This is a genomic window from Paenibacillus sp. 7541, from assembly GCF_002276395.1.
Classification (GTDB): domain Bacteria; phylum Bacillota; class Bacilli; order Paenibacillales; family Paenibacillaceae; genus Paenibacillus_AQ; species Paenibacillus_AQ campinasensis.
Genome location: NZ_NQLZ01000001.1, coordinates 150,339 through 171,430 on the forward strand (window position 1 = coordinate 150,339; position 21,092 = coordinate 171,430).

The 21,092-nt window shown below is 49.2% G+C and carries 13 protein-coding genes and 1 pseudogene; 2 read left to right on the forward strand and 12 right to left on the reverse strand.

The annotated features are described in order from the left end of the window. Position 1: 1 nt before the first annotated feature. The 7 genes and pseudogenes from CHH75_RS00765 to CHH75_RS00800 form a co-directional block, all read right to left on the reverse strand. Positions 2-1,222: a Ger(x)C family spore germination protein gene (locus tag CHH75_RS00765; protein ID WP_176475415.1), complete on the reverse strand. Its 1,221-nt coding sequence runs from the start codon at positions 1,220-1,222 to the stop codon at positions 2-4. A gap of 41 nt (positions 1,223-1,263) precedes the next feature. Next, on the reverse strand, positions 1,264-2,799 hold the full coding sequence (locus tag CHH75_RS00770) for a spore germination protein (RefSeq protein WP_095397193.1): 1,536 nt from the start codon (positions 2,797-2,799) through the stop codon (positions 1,264-1,266). Positions 2,800-3,075: 276 nt separating this feature from the next. Beyond that, entirely contained in the window at positions 3,076-4,215 is a 1,140-nt protein-coding gene (locus CHH75_RS00775) for a toxic anion resistance protein (protein ID WP_095266103.1), read from the reverse strand. A gap of 35 nt (positions 4,216-4,250) precedes the next feature. Further along, on the reverse strand, positions 4,251-5,936 hold the full coding sequence (locus CHH75_RS00780; protein ID WP_095397194.1) for a vWA domain-containing protein: 1,686 nt from the start codon (positions 5,934-5,936) through the stop codon (positions 4,251-4,253). 13 nt (positions 5,937-5,949) lie between these two features. After that, a complete protein-coding gene (locus CHH75_RS00785) occupies positions 5,950-6,696 on the reverse strand; it encodes a hypothetical protein (protein WP_095266101.1) in 747 nt (248 codons plus the stop codon). Positions 6,697-7,087: 391 nt separating this feature from the next. Then, positions 7,088-7,217: pseudogene (locus CHH75_RS25585) on the reverse strand (pentapeptide repeat-containing protein); the annotation flags it as partial. Positions 7,218-7,998: 781 nt separating this feature from the next. Beyond that, positions 7,999-8,901: a transposase gene (locus CHH75_RS00800; protein WP_095397196.1), complete on the reverse strand. Its 903-nt coding sequence runs from the start codon at positions 8,899-8,901 to the stop codon at positions 7,999-8,001. Between the two features lie 521 nt (positions 8,902-9,422). Between CHH75_RS00800 and CHH75_RS00805 the strand changes: the two genes are divergently transcribed. After that, the gene (locus CHH75_RS00805; protein WP_095397197.1) at positions 9,423-11,741 is read left to right on the forward strand and encodes a helix-turn-helix domain-containing protein; all 2,319 of its coding nucleotides are present in this window, start codon (positions 9,423-9,425) and stop codon (positions 11,739-11,741) included. A 187-nt stretch (positions 11,742-11,928) separates the two neighbouring features. Here CHH75_RS00805 and CHH75_RS00810 read toward each other — a convergent pair whose 3' ends face one another. The 5 genes from CHH75_RS00810 to CHH75_RS00830 form a co-directional block, all read right to left on the reverse strand. Then, positions 11,929-12,945 (reverse strand): glycoside hydrolase family 130 protein, encoded by a 1,017-nt coding sequence (locus CHH75_RS00810; protein WP_095397198.1) that lies wholly within the window; start codon positions 12,943-12,945, stop codon positions 11,929-11,931. Between the two features lie 124 nt (positions 12,946-13,069). Further along, the gene (locus tag CHH75_RS00815; protein WP_095397199.1) at positions 13,070-15,370 is read right to left on the reverse strand and encodes a glycoside hydrolase family 3 N-terminal domain-containing protein; all 2,301 of its coding nucleotides are present in this window, start codon (positions 15,368-15,370) and stop codon (positions 13,070-13,072) included. 88 nt (positions 15,371-15,458) lie between these two features. Next, the gene (locus CHH75_RS00820; protein WP_095266096.1) at positions 15,459-17,075 is read right to left on the reverse strand and encodes an extracellular solute-binding protein; all 1,617 of its coding nucleotides are present in this window, start codon (positions 17,073-17,075) and stop codon (positions 15,459-15,461) included. A gap of 51 nt (positions 17,076-17,126) precedes the next feature. Continuing rightward, entirely contained in the window at positions 17,127-18,038 is a 912-nt protein-coding gene (locus tag CHH75_RS00825; RefSeq protein ID WP_095397200.1) for a carbohydrate ABC transporter permease, read from the reverse strand. Positions 18,039-18,054: 16 nt separating this feature from the next. Further along, complete coding sequence (locus CHH75_RS00830; RefSeq protein ID WP_095397201.1) at positions 18,055-19,044, reverse strand: ABC transporter permease; 990 nt, start codon at positions 19,042-19,044, stop codon at positions 18,055-18,057. Positions 19,045-19,443: 399 nt separating this feature from the next. On the opposite strand from CHH75_RS00830, the gene CHH75_RS00835 reads away from it, so the two are divergent. After that, positions 19,444-20,724: a glycoside hydrolase family 125 protein gene (locus tag CHH75_RS00835; protein ID WP_095397202.1), complete on the forward strand. Its 1,281-nt coding sequence runs from the start codon at positions 19,444-19,446 to the stop codon at positions 20,722-20,724. Positions 20,725-21,092: the final 368 nt, after the last annotated feature.

Sequence of the window (21,092 nt, forward strand, 5' to 3'; positions counted from 1 at the left end):
GCTAGTTTTCGTCCGGTTCAAAAGCTTTCTGAGACATCCCCGTCTGACTGATGGAAGCCGTTACCTGCAGCACAAGCCTCGTGGACGGTATTCCTTCTGTTTCCCAGCGTTCCTTCATTTGACTCCATTCCTCCGGATATTTGCGATGAATATAATCGGCAAAGTGAGGCAGGTCGACATGCAATCTTTTGCAGGCTTCCCAGCCTTGCAGCATATGTTGTTTAATCACCTCTTGAATTTCTTTCTCTGCAGCATGGAGGTTGGACAAATTGGACAGATCAGTCGGACAGGAAGTCTCCGTAACCCTTCCCTTTACGTCAACCGAGACTTTAAACGTATATTCATCGCCTTCCTTCATAAGCTTTACCCTCGTTTTGGCCGCATTCGTCTGATAGGATAGCAGCCCGGGTTCCTTTTCACCTGGACAAGGAAAGGATAAGGTGCTGAATTGGACTTTGTCCGTCAGCCACGATATACCAAAGCTCTCATCCTGTGTTAATAATCCGATCCAGCGGTCCTTTTGAAACGCCGCCAATCCTGTTATTCTAAGCTTTGTAGGCGTAGAGGTTTTATTTAATTGATCCATAGATTCCACTTTATTTGATGAGAACTCCTCCACTAATTCAATCTGAGGAACACCTGCTGCATGGGACTCAGAAACAAGACTTCGCGTTAACTCAAACATCTTGATGGAAGGGTAGTTGTTGTTGAACTTAGCCGTCTGCCTGGAAATGTTGGCAATCGCTGAGCCCGGCAATCGTTCCGGTGGAATAAGCTGCTTTAACATTTCACTCGCCAGTCCATTCGTTACCAACACATTGACATTCTCCCGCAAGTTCGGATTTCTCCAGTAGAAGTCGATAATGTCCCTTATTCCTTTACTGGCTGCCTCCTTGCCAAGGATAAGCACATCGGCATGAGGAAAATACAATCGTCTAGGCGTCTCTGTATAACTAACATCAATCGCTTCCCGGAGGGTTGGGCCTTCTGATGAAAACACATGCACCGGAGCGCCTGCCCCCCCTGACATCCCCCCACCAGCTGCGTTGGATGATATCGTTGACGGATTGATTAACTGATAGCTGACGATCCAGCCATTTTCGCCCCGGTCAATCCCGAGCGCTGAAATAAGACCAATTTCATTCAGTTCTGTTCGATTCCAGCAGCCTGTCAGGATGACCATCAGGAGAAGGAAGAGATACAGCACAGCCAGTCTACGCATATAGACCACCCCTTTTTTCATATAGGCAGCTTTTCTAACCTTTACTTCTGTCTTGCCTGATTGCGCGGTTTGATATCATCCGGTCTTGTCTTCAGAAACGGCCAGGGTACACGAATAAACACGTCTCTCATATCCGTGAAGCGCAGCGGAACGAAGGGTGAAAGATAAGGGACGCCGAACGAAGTCAAGGAAATCAGGTGAACATAAATCGGAATGATGCCCGCCAAAATGCCGTATAACCCAAGAGTTCCAGCAAACAGCATCAACACAAAACGAATGATGCGGATCGCTGCCGCCATGCTGAATGCCGGGATTGCAAAGTTCGCAATCGCTGTAAAAGATACCACAATAACCATCGCGCCTGAGACAAGTCCCGCCTGCACGGCTGCCTGCCCGATGACCAATGCGCCCACAATGGAGATTGCGGGCCCAATGACCCTCGGCATTCGGACGCCGGCTTCGCGGATAATTTCGAAGGTCAGCTCCATCATGATCGCTTCAACCAGCGCAGGCATCGGAGCGCCTTCCCTTTGTGCCGCGAGGCTGATTAATAACGTGGTCGGAATCATCTCCTGATGAAAGGTTGAAATGGCGATATAGAGTGACGGTAACAGCAGAGATACAATGAAAGAGAACAGCCGGATAACACGTAAAAAAGTAGTGAGGTCATATCGTTGATAATAGTCCTCACTCGAGTGGAGAAATCTGAAAAAAGTGACCGGAGCGAGCAACACAAACGGAGTGCCGTCCACGAGAATGGCAACTTGCCCTTCCAGCAAGCTGCCTGCTACAGCATCGGGTCGTTCGGTGTTGAGCAACGTAGGAAATGGAGAGCCCGTTTTATCTTGAATAAACTCCTCGATATAGCCGCTTTCTAGTACACTATCTGTTGTAATCGATTGCAGCCGGGAGGTGATCTCCTCGACAATTTTCTGATCCGCGATTCCTTCAATATAGGTCAATATCACTTTCGTATTGGTATACTTGCCGATAACCAGTGTTTGTACCCGTAAGTCAGGTGTACGAAGTCTTCTTCGGACGAGTGACAGATTCGTGGAAATATCTTCAGTGAACCCGTCCTTTGGTCCCCGAATGACGGTTTGTGAGCTTGGCTCCTCGATAGATCGCTTTTCTAAACTTGTTATGGAAGCTGAGAACGAACTTGTTAAACCGTCAATTAATAGGACGGCTTTCCCATCCAATACGGTTGAAATCACAGCATCGACGGTATGTAATTGCTTGAGTTCGCCTCCTGGCACCACCTTTTTCATCAGAGCTGGAATATCGGGCAATCCGTCGGCTTCCATGGATACAGTCAGCCATGACTCGCTAATCTGATTCAGCTGATTAACATCAATAAACCCTTCGATATAACATACAGCCAATTCCGGCAAAACATCGTTTCCCGATATGGTTCTGATCACAAAATCCGAACTGTTCCCCATTCTCTGACTTAGTGCCTCTACGCACTCCTGAAGTGATGCACTTATCTCAACCGGCATATTGTCCTTCGCCTGCACTGTGCTGCTGCTTGAATTGCTATGCTTCCTCATTTTTTTCAGTAGTCGGCTCATCATGACAGTCCCTCCATATGCTTACACCGTATTATGAGAAGTTGTCCTCTAAATTATTCCTTTTAAAGCACATATTCTCTGTGCCCGGAATAGCCGGAATTACAAAAGTAAGCTATCGGAGTCGGCAATACACAACAAAAAAACCTGATGAAATTCGCGAGCAAATCGGCTCGGCACTTTTCATCAGGTTATACTATCAGGTTATACTATCAGGTTATACTATACGCTGCTTCATGATCAGTCTGCGTAAGGCTTAATCGGGTTATCCCCAACTAAATGTTAGCCTGCGATCTTCTTTCCTTTTTCAAGACGAATAATTTGTTCTTCGCCGCTGTCCGCCAGGTTTCTGAACTGCTCAATTGTCTCGCGCATCTTCGGCAATGCTTGCTGCTTGAAGGTGCTGATTGCTTCCATGGCCTCGAACGTATCATCAAAGGCCTTTTTCAGCACGTCGACCGACACGCTGCTCTCAATCGCTTGTTTCTGAATGGCAACCCCTTGCGACTTCAGCATCTTCGCCGTGCCTTCAATGAAAGTGTTCGTCGTTTTGTTCAGTGCTTCAATTTTATCCAGCACAATCTTCTGATTGTACAGCGCACTGGCCACCGTTACTGCCACGCGCAGTGCGGATACCGTAACCGTCTTGGCCCGATCGACACCGCGAATCAATTCCTTGTTGTTTCGGATTAACACTTCAAACGCCAGATATCCCTGTTGATTGACTGCCAGCATTTGCTGCATATCCATTAGACGCTGGCGGAGCGGGAACAGAATCTCTTCTCTTACAAAACGAATTTTCTCAGCATCCCCGCCGCGTTCTTCCTCCAGCGTTAATTCCCGCTCAATATGCTCATCCATGAACATGCCTAGCTGAATTTCCTTCTGCAGCTGCTTGGTCAGATCACGCAGGAATTGTTGTTCAATTTCCAGCGTCGTATTATCGTTTCTCAGCGTTACCTTGCCTTTATCCAGCGTTTCAACAATCTCGGAGATCACTTCATCGGCTTTCTTGAACTTCACAAAGTAAGCACGAACCGGATTGAAGAGCTTGCCCAGGAAACCGGTCTTGAGAAAATCGATGCCGCTCGGGTCCAGATCCTTCAGATGGAGATGAAGCTCGGTGAGTCCTTTCGCAACCGGCCCGCCTTCATCACCGCTCTTGGACAGCTTGCCGACCGTTACTTTGAGCAGGGAGTTTTTATCCGATGATTGGCGCATCGTCTCCATCCCGAAAGCGTCAATGCTCGTTAGAATGCCGCGGCGCTGTTCAAGCGAATCCAGGTCAATGTTCATCAAGGACTTTACGTTTGTCTCAGCCTGCGTCATCAGCTGCTGTACTTCTTCATTAACCGGAGCGACCTGTTCTTCCAGAACCGTCTTGATCTCATTCTCATTAGGAACACTCATTGTAAATGCCATAATTACGCCTCCCTTAGCTTTTGGTTTGACATGCGTTACATTTGCACGTTCAGCAACTGTCCAATTTTATAAACAACATCATCGGTGTCCGCATTGATGTTGGCAGCTTCATTAATGCTTGAAATTTTCTGGAGCGCATCAATATTCGCATTGTAGCCGATCGTATAGATTGGAATGCGATAGGCCTCAATCAACCCTTGCACCTGCTTGAGGGAGTTGCCCCGATTTGTCTCGCCGTCACTCAGTACAAATATGAGCGGTTTCGTATTGGGATTCACAGCCATTTCCTCTTCCAGCATCTTGATCGCCACGACAATGCCGTCGAACGTCGCCGTATTCCCTTCCGGAGTCAGGCTTTCAGCCGCACCGACGAAGAGTGACTGCTGGTTCGTATCGTATTTGGCGATCGGAAGGTTGATTGTGACATCATCCGAATAAGACACCAGACCGATGCTGTTCTGGGCGCCCAAATATTTCTGGCCCTGAATCAGCGATTCTTTCAGGCGTGTCATAGGCTCGCCGTGCATACTGCCCGACACATCGGTCACGAACACCGCCGCGATTGGCATGCCCGCATTTTTCTTGTCTTTCCACAGCTTCTGCGCTCTCGTAATGACGCCGCCATCCACTGCGTTCGCTTCTGACTTGTAATCTGCCAGTTGGTTAAAACCGTATTTACTTGCGCTGTTTTGATACTTGTCTTGCGCTGCGAATTCGGCGAATTTCTTCATAATCTCTTTCTTGTCGGCGGATACATCGCCAAGGGCGTACAACGGACTGTCATGTCTGACACCAAACGGAACGAACTCATAAGCCGAACGAATGCCCGCTTCATTGAAATAGGTTTGATACTCAAGAACAAAAGCGTTCAAACGTCCGGATTCAGCAGCTTCCCTCATTTGCAGCGTCGTCGACGCGATGAAAGGCACATTCGCCTGGAATTGCTCGAACCCTTCCACAGCTTGATTGCTCAGCAGATTATCACTGTCAAATACGCTAAGCGCCGTAATCAGGAAATTCAGTCCTGTCGAACTTGCAAATGGATCGGTATAGCCCATGGCCAGCTCATTCGCTGAAATAGCTTCCAGCACAGTGTTTATGTTCATTTCGCCGTATTTGCTTTTCAGCTCATCGTGTTTGCCCTTCTCGATGACGATGCCGGGCACGTTGCCGTTCAGGCTTTCGGAGATGCGTTCGGTCTTGATGCCGCCTGCTTTAATCATCTCCATCCACAGTTCATTGGAAGGTGTAAAGGCATCCGGTACATATTTACCGGACTTGATGTAATCCGTCGCCGTTCCGGACGCGATGCTGCGAATCATGACCGATGCAGGCTTTCCATTCACGGATATATTTGCTTTGTTGAAATCAGTCGCCACCTCATTCAACCACCCGTCCACGCCTGAGCCGGATTTCTCTGTTGAAGAGAAGATCTCCACAAATTGCGGAGTGCTGTTCCTAACCGAAACCGGGAACTTCTCGATGTCTGGCAGCGATTCGGCTACATCTACCGGATTTAGATCAATCTGCCCCATGACAGGCTGGGCCGTTCTAACGTTAATTTTACTGTACAGCTTATCCAGCCGTTTGGCTGCTTCCTCAGGTGTGAGGGGCTGACCGCTTCCGAGATTGGAGGTTGCGCTAATCCCGAAATAGACAGCGATGAATACGACAACAACAATGGCGGCAAGTCCGCCGACTGCTCTCCCCTTACCAGACATTTCATGACCCCTCTCAGTCTTTATACAGTTTCGTTTGCTTAATGAGCGCATCGATTTCTTTCATGCACGACATATTCTCGATGCTTTCCAAATCAAGGCTCCCCAGACGTGCAATCTCGAGCAGAAGCTTGTCGAGCTTCAACAAGATCTCCTCATTGGTGTTGAGCGAGTCGTTGACAAACTGAAGATACTCGTTGTACACCTGCATCTTTTCCTCGATAATTTTGGCGGACAGTTTTTTATTCTTTTTCAGATCGGCAATAGCGGCAAAATCCGATACGCTGAATACGCCAAGTTTGTTGAGTATGCTTTTGATATTTTTGTAGAACAGATCCTCCACTGCGTGTACCACAGAATAGAACTTTTTGTAGCTCAATTCGGAGGCATCGAATCTCTGCTCCAGCACCTCAAGCAGCTTCATTTTGCGGTTCTTCATCCGCTCCAGCTGGTTTAAAGCCAGATCCACATCATTTCTCAGAACCTGGATCGAACCGTAGCTTTTCATGGCATCAACGTAATCTTCGTGGGTCACTACCTCTTTTTTGGTTTTCACAACAGGCTTGGGCTTGAAAAGGTATGTATAACTTCCATAGATCAACGCTATGAAACTCCCTGCCAGAAATGCGGCCCCGAAAGCAACAACTAATGGACTTTCCGACGAGAAGGACACCCCGAGGAACCCTCTGGACCACACCAGGATGTTTGCTACAATTACCACCGCGATCAGAAGAATAAAATTTTTGAACTTCGGCTCAACCAACACTCATCACCATCTTCACCCATCGTTTCAACCACGCTTTCATGTTCAGTTTGTTAGCAAATTATAACATGACTATCCATAATTTTCTTTGCATTTTACTCGAAAAATGGGATTAAATGCCTACTTTTGCTCAAAAAGATAGGTTTTGATTGAAACGATGCTCATGATCCACACTGACATGTCATTTGTCACTAGTAACCGTCACATGTCGGTGCAAAGTATCAAGTCACTGGTCACTGTTGATGTCATATCATCATGTCACGCAGCACAGTCAGTGGTCACCGTTCATGTCATGTCACGTACCACAGTCACTTGTTACAGAGATATGTACCGCCACCTCCCGACTAACCTATTTGCAACGGTTCACTGCTTTTTCCATTGTTATGAAATTTTACGTAGGATCATTCATTTGGTTCCAGTGTTTTGGCCGCTCAAGCGACGAAGGTAACTTGGTGGTGGTTATCCCCCTTGGCGGCATTAATCTGATTCTGCGTCAGAAAGATGCTGCTGGACAAATCCGAGGCCTATGCACACAGGGCTGTCCTGCATTCTTATCCATCGGAAAACCGTCTGAGGTAGTAAAACGTAAAGCTACACAACAAAAGCCGATACATTGTTCACAATCCGCCCTCAAGCGCTCTTGAATCCTCATTTTATTTACCTCCGAGCAACAAAAAAACAGCCGCAATCAATTCGATTGGCTGCCTTGAACTGTATTCTGACAAACCCGTACCTTAATTTTACCATTAAAAGATGGAGATGTGTGATCACAATATGACTAAACGTAAATAATTATGACAATGCCAACATCGTATTCATGTCTTCCTCAGCCGATGTAATCAGCTTAAGGCCGAACTTCTCGACCAGGAAGACTGAGCATTTTTTGGAGGGGGGAGATTCACATTCGTCTCGCAGTTGCTTTGCATCATTATCCCTTTGGATCAGGTAATACAGAAACAGAAATACGAGCATCAGGGGAAGCTTTTACGAGATCTTAGAACAAGAAATCGATGCACGAGTAATCAAAGCACAACAGATCAGCGAACGAGTTATCAAAGCACAAGAGGTCTTAGAATAAAATCGGCCTACGAGATCTTAGAACAAGAAATCGATGCACGAGAATCAAGCACAGCAGATCAAAGGCCAACGCCGGCGCAATCCAAATCAGATCAAAAGAAAGGAAATTCGCAGCACTCCCCCCTTCCATCTCCAGCAAAGCCTGCACTCGCACTATTCAGATGCACGCTCACCATCCAGGTGATCCGTATCATCTCTATGACTCTTACCGTTCCCACACTCATATCAGGCAACAGCTGCAAGGGGTTGAATCGGACGATGTCCAATCAGTTGGTGGTACGAAATCCTAGGAATCACCATACACTTCTGCAGCAATATCTGCCCCATCGTTTTCTCCAGTTTGGACAAGTGCAGCTGTCGACGGGCCGTGAACTCATTCAAATACGCCTGCAGATGTTTCTGCCCCAGCGCGCCATAAGTGCTTTTTAGTGATTTCCATGTCTCTCTCACTATGTTCCGCAAAGGCGCATACAACCGAAAAGCTTGAGAGAACAGCTCCACGTCTGATGAATGGCTATCCACGTGCTCGCTAATGAACGCGGTTAGATCGCGACGCGCAGCTCTTGTATCGCTTCCTCGCTTCTGCGGCACTAAGCGGAATCTAACCTGCTGCGGTTCACCGGACTCTGTGACCGTGCAGCCAGCTACGACCGCTGAGGCATGCGGGTGCGAAACCGTGACTCGGGAGGGATTACGCCCATACTGATCGCTGTTCACCTTAACGTCACCATAAAGCAGCTCCCGGGCATCGAACTCCCCAACAGCATAGCGAATCTTGTGCAGCATTAACCACGCTGTCTTGTAAGTGACCTCGATCACTTGACTAAGCCGCATTGCGGAGATGCCGTCCGGGAGCAGAAACAAATCCAGAGCCATGAACCACTTGAGTAAGGGCACCCGAGTACCTTCAAAAATCGTGCCCACCAAAGCCGATGTCTGATGTTTGCAGCGTCCACACTCGAACAAGGGAACACGCCGGGAGTTCAGACGGCTGCACCCGGTGTGATCACAGCGCGGGCAGACAAACCCGCTTGGCCACTTCATGGCAATCAACGCCTCCATGCAGTCTTGCTCGCTCTGATAACGGCTATAGAATGGTTGAAGTCCCGTCCCGGTATGGATGGTCATATCCGATTCCCCCAAAAATTATAAATTTTCGCACATTATTCCTTTATAAACATATCGAATTCTAGAAAAATCAAGAACATACGTTCTTCTTTTGTTTCTATTATACCAAACGAATGTTCTTGTTTCAATTCATATTTGTAGAAAAAACCAATTTATTAGTTGTTTTATTCGAAGCAAGCTTGTTCTCTCTCGTTCCCCTTCCCTCTTAACAATCACAGTCAGCGACTCTTCAATACGCCTATCCTTCGTCACCAACCTCACCCCTGATCGAGAGGGATAATGGTGCAAAGGTAACAGATGGCAATAAGTACAGCAGACAGGATCGGTGAACGCTGTTAATTTACTACAATGAGATTCACTCGGTTTTGGTAGAGGCGGCACAATAAAAATTCTCAGTTTCTTCCCTAGATTTTCACCAAATCCAATCATTATAATGATATAATCTTTGGAACAGCAAATGTTGGTTGTTGACATTTGATGAACACAAGACAAGAAAGAATGGCAATGGGGGGTTCATCCAAATGACAATTCAGAAGCTCAAATCATTCATCCTATCCGGTTTCCGAATGAACTGGAATCACTTCAAGTCGAAACTGCTCCTAAGGTACGCGCTCTCTTATATTCTGATCTTCCTGATTCCTCTGACGGGGGTAACGATTTTTGTTTATGATAGCGCTGTCAAAGACTTGCGTTCCGAAATCGAACAATCCAACATCAACCAATTAAATCAGGTCAAGACCACGATTGACTCCCGTATGGAAGAGCTTCAGGAGATAGCTGGCAGAATCGCATATGATCGGCGGCTAACCCCTTATATGGTCCGCGATTCTTATCACAGAGTTGAAGCGATTCAAACATTAAACAATTACAAGGCCAATAGCAGCATTATCGAGGACATTTTTCTGTACTTTCATGACGATCCGGTCATTTACTCCCATCGCGGTCTGACGAATGTTGACATTGCGTTCGATTCTTTCTATCGATACGAGAACTGGAGATTGAATGATATCGTGCTTGCGCTGAATAACACGAATCAGATGCTCATACGACCAGCGGAAAAAGTGACGATCAACAACTCGCTCCACGAGACGATGCTGACGGTTATTGCACCGATTAAACCGAATGATCCATATCCTTATGGTAGCGTCATATATCTTGTGAAAGAATCCAACCTTACCGGTGTGATGGACTCCATCCTTAGCGATTTTACTGGAAGCAGCTTTATTTTCAATCAAAATAGTGAAGTGCTGACCGCCAACAACCACGGCGTCACTCTGTCTCAAGAGCATCTCGGAACACTTGCTGCGCTTGATGCCGGCATTCACAACCTCTCCTTGGACCATGAAATGTACTCGGTTGTATCGGTGAAATCCCGTGATAATGGTTGGACTTACATGACCATTATGCCAAGCTACCAGTTCTTCAGCCGTGTCGCGCACGTTCAGACTCTGATACTGCTGGTGTTCGGAATCGCTGTCGTGACTGGTGTGCTTGCGGCCTTTGTACTGGCTAGACGACAATATCATCCAATCAAGGATCTGATGGAGTTCGCCAAGCTGAAGGTTGGCGATGCTTCAGAACCGAAAACGCGCAATGAATGGGAATGGATTCGTCAGACCATTCACGACTATAGCGCCCGCATTGATATGCAGGAGCCTTTTGTGCGAAACCAGTGCATGCTATTACTGCTCAAGCACGGCAAGCCGGATGATCCTGAAATCGAGCGTATGATTACGGGGGCTGGACTGGAATATCCGAAAGAACAGGGCATTTATTTCTCTGTCATTCTGTCGTGGGAAGATGATGAAGCCGGGGAAGCGCTGGATGACCGCCAGCAACTGCAGGAGATTCTAGGCCATGTTGAACTGCCCGGGCTGAGTGCACATATTTATGGGGTGGAATTTTCCACAGACAATCAATTGGCGCTGATCATTTCGATTCCGGACCCTGGTGAATCCTCGCTTAAATTCCGGATAGAGCAAATCATTCGTGCGATTCAGGCTCTCATCTCTGAAAACACCCGACTTGACCCAAGCATCGGGGTAGGGACAGCCTACCAGGATCTCGCGCAGCTCAACCAATCATTCATTGAAGCGGCTACAGCGCTGGAGCATCGGATGGTCGGCAGCAGCCGAATTACTTATTTCGACCAGTTGGCAGAGCAGAATTATCCGGTCGCCGAAGGATTATGGCTCCCCAGAAAGTCGTTGCTCAAATTGGAGCAGAGCCTTAAACAGGGCAATGAATCGGTGGCTGTACAGATGATCACCGAGATGATGGACACGATCCGGAGCGAACCGTTGCAGATTCAACTGATGCGCTGTATCTGCTTTGATCTCTTGAACGCCCTGCTTCGAACCGCCTCCGAGATCGGCATGAACAAGGTGTTCAACCATATCTCGGATTATACCTCGTTTGAGACGCTCGAGGAATTCGAGGACAAGCTGTTGTCATTGACAGCGGATATTTGTCAGACGGTTGAGCGGAATCATGAGCAAGCCGCCCCGGCGCTGATTGACGATATTGTGGATTATGTAGATCAGCAGTTTGCCGATTATACGCTTAGCCTGGAGCATGTTGCTTTAAAATTTTCCGTTTCAACTTCTTACTTGAGCCGCAGTTTTAAAGATAAGACCGGAATCAGCTTCTCGCAGTATATCTGGAAACGCCGCATGGAAGAAGTGATTCGCCTGCTTGTAACTACGAGCGCTCCGCTCAAGGAAATTATCGAACAGGTCGGTTATTTGGATGCACCAAATTTCATCCGGAAATTCAAGAAAGAAACTGGGTTGACGCCCGGTCAGTACCGCAAACAGCATCAGCATCGCTCAAACAGCTAGCGTATAGTCCGCATATGGGCTCTATAGGGTACGTATAGGGTCTATAGGATACACATATGGCCAACCCGGCCGCAGTCATGCAGCCGAAGCACCGTGCAGCTCCCAGGCGCGCAGTGCAAATATGTAAAGACAGGGCCCTTGGAGACGCATTCTCCAAAGGGCCCTGCTTATTTGTGATGTACCTCGCTTATTGTGGTTCGTTCAAAATATAGTCCACGAGCTCATCAAGCGGCACTGTAGCCAGCGCGATGGCCGTGTCCGTTACACCGTAATAGATGTAGAGCAGTCCGTCCTTCACCACATTGCCAGTCGGAAATACCACATTCGGAATTTGATAGCCGAATTTCTCGTAATACGTTTCCGGCTCCATAATGAAATTGTGCGTCCTCGCAATGACTTTCTCAGGATTGTCCAGGTCCAGCAGCATCGCCCCCACGCGGTAGACAATCTGGTCATCGACCCCGTGGTATAGAACGAGCCAGCCTTTGTCTGTGCGTACAGGAGGCGTTGCTCCACCGATTTTTCTCGATTCCCATACCGGGTTTTCCGCCTTGGCCAGAAGCTTTGGCTCTTCCCAGTGAATAAGATCCTCCGAATACGTGATCCACATCGCTGCACTGTCGGTTCCGTAGGCTTCCCCTACGTATTCCTCCGGACGGCGCAGCAGCACATATTTTCCATTGATCTTCTCAGGAAATAAAATATTGTCACGATCATTAATATCCAGCGGTGTCGTATCGGCAACAAATTCCCAGTCGATCAGGTTATCCGATTTCAGAATGGAGGAACGAGTGAGCCAGTGCCCCTCCTCTTCTCCCCATCCGTCCGGATATTTTGGAATTGAGCGCTCCGGTATGCCTGCTCCGGTTGGATAATAGCTCATGGCGCACGGCCTGAGAGCGTAATTCATATAAAAGGTGCCGTCGATTTTTACAATTCTCGGGTCCTGGACGCTACCGTATGGAAATCCCAGCATGTCCGGCGTTACGATCGGCTCGTCCTTTACATGCGTGAAGTTCACGCCGTCTTCACTTTCAAGCAGTCCGAGAAAATTTTTGCAAGGTGTCAGCGAGCCAGCGGTTCGTTCAATCATGTAGAACTTCCCGTTGTCGATAATGACGGCCGGATTGAAGACCGTAACTTTGCGCCACTCGTACTTGCCGGGGACCACAATCGGGTTGTTGGGGTGTCTTGTTATTTTCATAGACGATGTATGCCTCCACATTACGTATTCATCTGGTACGAATAAGCCCAATGCTTAAAGCTTAAATATGAGAGATAATCTAGGAGGAGCGTGGCAGGAAAACGCTATGCTCGCTCGCCTTTTCCTAGGATGTAGTTACTTTCAGTGTTGCTGTCATATATGATTCGGAATGAGGACCGACCAGAAGACTGAAATCGCCCTCCTCGACGATGCGTGTCAAATCTGCAGATACGAATTCGAGCTGCTCCCTGCCCACGCTGAAGGACACCTTCTTCGCCTCGCCTGGCTGTAAGCTGATCTTGTGAAATCCCTTCAATGACTTCTCGGGCCGGGTTAGCGAGGCTGCCATATCCGTGATGTACAGCTGGACAACCTCCGCACCTGCGACATCGCTGATATTGGTTACATCAACCGTAACCACGGCTTCTTCATCGGCCGAGATCACGGCAGGTTCCACCTGAAGATTGCTGTACTCGAATTCACTGTAACTCAGTCCATAGCCGAACGGATATTGAGCGTTGAAGTCCGTCTCCAGGTATCGCTTGCCCCGTGTGCGGCGCTTGTAATAGTACACCGGAAGCTGACCAACATGCTTTGGTATGCTGATGGTAAGCCTCCCGGAAGGGTTCACATCGCCGAACAACATGTCGGCAACCGCATGTCCGCCCTCCTGTCCCGGGTACCATGCCTCCACAATTGCATCTGCATGCTCCACGATCCACGGTTCGGCAATCGGCCGGCCGTTGATATAAACCACGATCAGCGGTTTGCCCAGCTTGTGCACCTCCTGGACGAGTTCCAGCTGAACACCAAGCAGATTCAACGTCGAGCGGTCTATGCCTTCTCCACATTCCATGTCGTTCCACGGGTCATCAGTGACGACAGATGCCCCTGTCTTCAGATCAATGGTTCCTTCGCCAAAATCCCGCGCGCTGGAGCCGCCGATGACCATGACCACGGCGTCCGCTTTGGCTGCGCACTCCAGGGCGAGCGGGAAGCCTTCCCGCGAATCGCCTTTGATGCGGCAGCCCGGTGCGTACAGGACGCGCTCGGCCTCGCCTCCAAGCTTAGCGCGAATGCCTTCCAGCACGGTGACGATGGCTCCTTTAGGCTGCGGTGAGGTATAATCGCCAAGCTGATTGTAAGGAGCATCGGCATTCGGCCCAATGACCGCGATACTGCCGATCTCTTTGCTCAGCGGAAGCGTATGCGCATCATTTTTAAGCAGAATGATGCTCTCATCCGCCACCTTCTTCGCCAAATCCCGGTGTTCGCTGCATCCGATCACCTGGCGAGCCCGGTCCGGATCGACAAACGGACGATCAAATAATCCTAACGTGAACTTCATCTCCAGCACCCGTGCCGCTGCACGGTCCAGATCGGATTCGTAAATCAGCCCGCGGTCAATTGCGGAGAGGAGATGCTCCTCGAACATTTCTCCAGACATCTCCATGTCAATGCCCGCAATCAGCGCTTGTGCGACCGCTTTGTCTGCACGATCGGCTGTGTTATGACCGGATACCAGCATGCCGAGCGCACCGCAGTCCGTAATGACAAATCCGTCAAATCCCCACTGGTCGCGCAGCACGTCCTGCAGTAAATATCGGTTGGTGGTGCAAGGCACACCGTCAATTTCATTGTAAGCGGTCATGACAGAGCGGGCTCCCGCCTCGACCGCTTTGCGGAATGGGAGCAGGTCCACCTCATGCAGCTCGCGCGGCCCCATGTGTACGGCGGCGGAGTTTCGTCCGCCTTCTGAACTGCCGTAAGCGGCAAAATGCTTCACCGTCGCCAGAATAGCGTCATCCCTGTCCAGCCCATGTCCTTGAAGCCCTCTAATCGCCTGAACGCCCATCTCGGCCACGAGATAAGGATCTTCAGCGAAGCACTCCTCCGTCCTGCCCCACCGGGGGTCCCGGACCACATCCAGGACCGGTGAGCACGTTGCGGCTCCTCCTTGACTGCGAGTTTCCAATGCTACCGCCCGGCACATTTCATGATATAGTTCCGGGTTCCAGGTGCTCCCGATGGCAAGAGGAACCGGGAACACAGTTGAGCCGATCGCCATATGTCCATGCGAGCATTCTTCACAGAATAGGATCGGTATGCCAAGCCTGCTCTCCTGTATGGCATAAGCCTGCATCTGATTAATTAGCTTCGCCCCTTCTTCCGGAGACAAGCCTGTCTCCAGAGTTACCCCGGTCCAGGGATCAGCACGAAGCGTACCGTACAGAGAGCCTATCCCTCCTTGGGCGACCCTTGTCTTAAATGCCTCCGTCATCTCGACGCTGCCATCCGCCTTACGCTCATAGCACGTCCAGCCGAATGGCTGGATAAGCTGTCCGGCTTTCTCTGCCAGCGTCATGCGCCCCAGCAAGTCGCGAACACGCTCTGCTGTAGGCAAGGTTTGATCTCTGTATTTCATGTAGAAGCACCTTTCTATTGTCTGTTGAACGTTTGCATGAACCAAAGGGAATAAGTCAGGTTCAACTTGTATAGAACCTCATTTAAATTTAGTTCGACTTCCAGCGGTCATAAGCACCTTGGTAAATTTCAACCACCCGATCGGCACCCATCTTCTTCATCGTGCTGATATAGTTATCCCAACTGGAGAGCGGCTCTGCTCCGGTAACGAATTTCGCTTCCATCTGTTTCACATAGGTGCTCAGATCCGAATTCAGGCTGTTGATCTCCGTCTGCTCTTCGACGGTAAGGAACAACGCTGGGAACGGTGGTCTGGCTCCACGATTAAGCAGGTTCTCCTGCGTCTCTTGCTCTACCCACAGGTCAAAGTCAGTTTTCAACCCTTTATTGATATCATCCGTATTGACGGTTGGAGCCGGGATGCCGTAGTTTGGCGTTAACGTTGCACGGTAATCTTCCATCTCCATGCCGTCTGGAACTGGCAGATAGCGTTTGACACGGTTCGCTTCATCTGTGTACTCCCACAGCATGCCCTCCGGCCCTTTATTGAAGAAGAGTGCGCCTTCATAGGAATACAGATAGTCCACCCAACGCATCGATGCCTCTGGTGCAGGGTTAGTGACCGAGATGGCAAAAGCGCCTGTTGTAATGCCTCTGTTCTTGGCAATGGCCGGTTTATCTACCATATCACTCTTCACCGGAATGAACATCGGGTCTTTGGTCGAAGGCTCTCCGCCTTTCGTCATGTAGGCATGCCAGTCGGAGAACAGAGCAACTTGATTGTTCTGTGCTTTGGCTTTTTTCTGCTCGGCGGTCTGGGAGAAGCTTTCATGATCAAGCAGATCCTCTTCCCACAGACGGTTCATATACACAAGATATTCTCTGAACCCTTCTTCAATCGGGGTATAACGTACAACATCCTCATCATCAACGTAGATTTCGTCCTCATAAACACCGAATGCTCCGAGCAGCCAGGTGCGGATATCCCGAACATTAGTCGTCGCTGTAGATACCGAAGAAATCGGAATTTCATCGGCAACGCCATTGCCGTTCGGATCCTCTTCTTTCACGCGTTTCAGGAACGTATACAGCTCCTCGGTGGTCTCAGGCAACTTGTCGATGTTCAGCGCTTCTAGGAAGTCGCCGTTGTACCACAGCGGGTTACGGTACCAATGCTGGCTCAACTCAATGACAGGCAAAGAGTAAATATGGCCGTCCGGTGCTGTAATCGATTTGCGGATTTCCGGATTCTCGTCCATGAGCGCCTTGAAGTTTGGTGCGTATTCTTCAATCAGGTCCTCCAGTGGAACGAGAATTCCCTGCTCGCCATAGTTCATCTGCTCGGCAGGCGTCAAACCTGCAGCATAGAACACATCCGGGTAATCGCCGCTGGCAAATACGAGATTCTTCTTCGTATCAAAACTGTCCTTCGGCGCATTTTGATATCGGAAGGTGATGCCTGTCTTTTCAGCCATCTGTTGCAGAACGACCATCTCCTGCCAGTTCTGAACGCCGACATCCGGCGCCATCATCGTGAGTGTAATCGGTTCATTGACAATCGGAAAGCCTTCCTTATTTACAGCTGCAGCCTCCGTTGAATTCTTCTCGGCCGAGTCCGTACTGCCGCCCGAACTGCATCCGGCGAGCAGCGACAGGACAGTCAGTCCCGTTACGACCAGCTTCCACGGTTTACTAGTAATCTTCATCGATGAATCCTCCCTTTCGATAATTAAGCTCCAATTATATGAATGCTCTCCCTAGCCTTTTACAGAGCCGATCATGACCCCTTGGACAAAATAGCGCTGCAAAAACGGGTAGAGAGCAACAATTGGCAAAGTAGACACAACAATGACACCATATTTGATCAGTGATGCTGTCTCGGCCTTTGAATTCATCGCCCGAGCTGCATCTCCGCTGAGCGCGGCACCGGTCGTTTCCGCTGTCATCTCCTGAAGAACGAGAATCTGCCGCAGCACCATCTGGAGAGGATACTTGGCTTCATCATTGAGATAAATCAGAGCCGGAAAATAACTGTTCCAATGGCTGACCCCATAAAACAAGGCCATGACAGCGATAATCGGCGCAGACAGCGGCAGAACGATCCGGATGAACAGCTTGAGGTTAGTACAGCCGTCCATATAGGCCGCCTCCTGAAGCTCTTTCGGAATCGTTGTCTGAAAGAAGGTGCGGGCAACGATGATGTTCCACACCGAGGCAGCGACAGGAAGAATAAGTGCGCCCATCGAGTTGATCAGCCCCAAATCCCTGACCACAAGATACGTTGGCACGAGCCCGCCGCTAAAGAACATGGTAAACAGAATAAATCCGAGGAACGCTTGGCGGCCGACCAGATCCGATCTGCTGAGCGCATAAGCTGCGGGCAACGTCACCGCCAGATTCAGCAGCGTGCCGATTCCGGTATAAATGATGGTGTTCAGATATCCGTTCCAGATCTTCGGGTTGGCGAAGACCAGCTGATATCCAGCCCAGGTGATCTCTTTCGGAAACAGCCACATTTCCCCTGTATTCACCTGCTGCGGGCTGCTGATGGACGCACTGAGAATATAAATAAGCGGATACAGGACCACAATCAGCGCAACGATCAAATAGAGATAGACACTGACAAGAAAGAGCTTGTCTCCCTTCGATTCCTTAATCGAGGTAACCAATGATACTTCCTCCCTTCTACCACAGGCTGTTCTCGCTGGTGCGTCTGGCAATTCGGTTGACGGTGACCAGCAGAATGACATTGATGACGGAGTTGAACAGGCCTACGGCTGTCGAGAAGCTATACTGTGCGTCGACCAGACCGGCTCTGTATACATAAGTCGAAATGACATCCGATGACTCCATATTAAGCGAGTTTTGCAGCAACAGTATTTTCTCAAAGCCAATGGTCAGAATGTTGCCCATGTTCAAGATTAACAAAATAGTGATTGTCGGAAGGATGGCCGGCAGGTTGATGTGCAAAAGTCGCTTGAACCGACTGGCTCCATCCACAATTGCAGCCTCATGCTGCTGAGGATCGACTCCCGAGAGCGCCGCCAAGTAAATGATGGTGCCCCAGCCCGTGCTCTGCCATACGCCAGACAGTACATAGACCGTCTTGAACCAGGCCGGATCCGATAAGAAGTTCGGCGCATCGATACCGAACCATTCCATAAATTTGATCAGAATACCCGTGGATGGCGACAGGAAAGCAATAATCATCCCGGCCATAACGACAACGGATATAAAATGAGGCGCATACGTAACGGTCTGGACAGTTTTTTTGAAGGGACCATTGCGGATTTCGTTAAAAGCAAGCGCCAGAATAATCGGGAGCGGAAACCCGATGATCAACTCGTAGAAACTGAGGCTGAACGTATTCCAGAGCAGATCCCAGAAGTAATAAGAATTGAAGAAACGCTCAAAGTGGGCGAAGCCCACCCATGGACTGTCCATGATTCCTCTGCTGGGGATAAAATTTTTGAAGGCAATCTGAATGCCGTACATCGGCCCGTAGTGGAAGATAAGAAAGTACAGCAAGCATGGCGCCAAGAATAAATAGAGCTCCCAGTTCACCCAGATTCTTTTTCCGAGTGACGTCTGATTCTTATCTTTATTGGATGGTTTGTTTCCACGACGGATTAAACCGCTTCCAGAGATTGCAGCTAGTAGTCTTTTCCCCTTCATGCTCCCCCTCCTTTCGTAATGATCTATTGATGTCAGGTTATCTGGTCACTCACGAACCTCCACGTCAGGGTGACTCACAGGTAACGCTTACAAGTCAAAGTCTAGTGAATACATGCTGACATCGTAAATGTGTAAGTTGTGCATTGTCACCTCACCGTGCGCGGTGATGCGCTGTTATCCTGCTTTTTTGCATCGAAACTTCCCGTACCGTTCCCCCGTGTCATTGTCCGGAATGTGTGAGTTATGAACCCTGTAAAGAGATGCATAAGCTACATATTGTGCTCCATGAAGGATTGTGCGAACATGTCGTACGAACATCCAAGAAGTCGAACCAATCAAACAAGTCTGCACTCACGCTTGTGCAACGTGTGAAGCTACCATTTCAGGAGGAGATCGCTAATGAATCTGCCAGCATCCATCACCCAGCATTTGAACGAAGCCGATAAACGGCTGGAGCATCACCCCAAGCTGCAACAACTGTACAGAAACTGCTTTCCGAACACACTGGAGACCACCACGAAGCTGCTTGATGACGGTACGACCTTTGTCTTCACGGGAGATATTCCGGCAATGTGGCTCCGCGATTCCACAGAGCAGGTCCGGCACTACATTCCATTTGCCAAAGACGACCCGGAGCTGCGCCGCATATTGCGCGGATTGATCGCCAGACAGATGTTCTATGTCAATATCGATCCTTACACGAATGCATTCAATGAAACAGCAAACGACAGACATTACATGGCCACCGATGATTGCAATCTGAGTCCGTGGATGTGGGAGCGGAAGTATGAACTCGACTCCCTCTGCTTTGTCGTGCTGCTCGCCTATATGTATTGGAAGGAAACGGAGGATGCGAGCATTTTCGATGATGCTTGCTACCAGGCACTGACCTCCATCGTGCATGTTATTCGGACAGAACAGCGGCATGCGGAGCAATCGCCTTATCATTTCATCCGCCAAACCGACAAGGATACGGAAACGCTGCAAAATAACGGCCGCGGCATGCCGGTCAACTACACCGGAATGAGCTGGTCCGGCTTCCGTCCGAGCGACGACAGCTGTGAATTCGGATATAACATCCCTTCCAATATGTTTGCGGTGGTCATCCTGGGGCATATCCAAGACATCATGAGCGAAGTATACCGGGACGAACGGCTCGCTGCTTCTGCCGCCAAACTCCGTAAAGAAATCGACTTCGGCATTCGTACGTACGGTATCGTGGATCATCCGAAGTACGGCAAGATTTACGCCTATGAAACCGATGGCTACGGCAACTACAGTCTGATGGATGACGCGGGAACGCCTGGACTGTTATCCATTCCGTATATCGGCTATACCGATAACAGCGACCCGATCTATCAGAACACCCGCAGATTTGCGCTCAGCTTCGATAATCCGTTCTACTTCGAAGGCCAATATGCCAAAGGAATCGGCAGTCCGCACACACCCGGCGGTTACGTATGGCATATGGCGCTGTCCATGCAGGCGCTCACAGCTGACAACGACGAAGAGATCAAGATGCTGATCGACATGCTCATCGCAACCGATGCAGACACTGGCTATATGCACGAAGGATTCCACCCTGACGACCCGACCGATTTTTCTCGCGAATGGTTCGCCTGGTCCAACAGCCTCTTTGCATCGTTGATCAAAATGGCGATGGACAAGGGGCTTGTCTAAACCCCCAATCGCACACGTTTTCTTGGATAAAATCTGGCTCCTTTTTGAAAGCAAACAAGCTCAAGCACAGGCATGTAAAGCCTTAGGCTTGAGCTTGTTGTATGCTTTATTCGTAATCGCTGTGCTTTCTATTAAGTATACACGATTCTGCTGCCATGATCATAGACTCGGGCAAATCCATATTTACCTTCAGGACCCATTGCACCGTTATCCCTTTCGCTCAGGCAGCACTCCCCCCGCTCCCTCCCTGAATGAAGGGGATAATCGTGCAAAGCTGAATTTAGGTCATCCGAACGGTAGATGATTTCAGTCTGCCAATGTTGTGAAACGGCTAAAACGCAGCGATCCGTGTCCATAAATAAATATCA

Excerpts from the sequence above, each read along its gene's own strand:
- CHH75_RS00805 (WP_095397197.1), top strand. The coding sequence starts at position 9,423 with ATGACAATTCAGAAGCTCAAATCATTCATCCTATCCGGTTTCCGAATG.
- CHH75_RS00765 (WP_176475415.1), bottom strand. The coding sequence starts at position 1,222 with ATGCGTAGACTGGCTGTGCTGTATCTCTTCCTTCTCCTGATGGTCATC.
- CHH75_RS00815 (WP_095397199.1), bottom strand. The coding sequence starts at position 15,370 with ATGAAATACAGAGATCAAACCTTGCCTACAGCAGAGCGTGTTCGCGAC.
- CHH75_RS00775 (WP_095266103.1), bottom strand. The coding sequence starts at position 4,215 with ATGGCATTTACAATGAGTGTTCCTAATGAGAATGAGATCAAGACGGTT.
- CHH75_RS00835 (WP_095397202.1), top strand. The coding sequence starts at position 19,444 with ATGAATCTGCCAGCATCCATCACCCAGCATTTGAACGAAGCCGATAAA.
- CHH75_RS00770 (WP_095397193.1), bottom strand. The coding sequence starts at position 2,799 with ATGATGAGCCGACTACTGAAAAAAATGAGGAAGCATAGCAATTCAAGC.
- CHH75_RS00830 (WP_095397201.1), bottom strand. The coding sequence starts at position 19,044 with ATGAAGGGGAAAAGACTACTAGCTGCAATCTCTGGAAGCGGTTTAATC.
- CHH75_RS00800 (WP_095397196.1), bottom strand. The coding sequence starts at position 8,901 with ATGACCATCCATACCGGGACGGGACTTCAACCATTCTATAGCCGTTAT.
- CHH75_RS00780 (WP_095397194.1), bottom strand. The coding sequence starts at position 5,936 with ATGTCTGGTAAGGGGAGAGCAGTCGGCGGACTTGCCGCCATTGTTGTT.
- CHH75_RS00810 (WP_095397198.1), bottom strand. The coding sequence starts at position 12,945 with ATGAAAATAACAAGACACCCCAACAACCCGATTGTGGTCCCCGGCAAG.
- CHH75_RS00820 (WP_095266096.1), bottom strand. The coding sequence starts at position 17,075 with ATGAAGATTACTAGTAAACCGTGGAAGCTGGTCGTAACGGGACTGACT.